We start from the raw sequence: 358 nt of genomic DNA on the forward strand, positions 1-358 counted from the left end.
GTGCTCTAGCAGCTCCTAATGGATAAGAGCATTCTTCTGATGCAGCTGGAGTGTTTGGAGTGTAGGCATCACCGCTTGGTATATCTAAGCCTTCCATAAGAGGAGGTGCATCTTCTTTTAAACCAACAGGGCTGATAATATCCAATGGTTTGTTTACCATTGATGCTGATTCAACATGATAAGGCTGTGGGCTGTAAGAAGAAGGCTTATAAGTACTTTTAAAAGTTTTCAATGGTTTTTGTGTTTGAAATGCAGCTAACATTGCTTCAGAACGCGTTGAAGTAGAGCGAACACCAGTATGGTGCAATGCTTCACGAATTGCTCCAACGATTAAACCACGAATGAACCCTGGGTCACG

The 358-nt window shown here is 42.5% G+C and carries 1 pseudogene; it reads right to left on the reverse strand.

Going from position 1 to position 358, the window contains the following annotated elements:
* A pseudogene (locus ACFIO5_RS11730) lies at positions 1-358 on the reverse strand (DNA mismatch repair endonuclease MutL); the annotation flags it as partial.

This window comes from Bartonella sp. AA86SXKL (assembly GCF_042196885.1).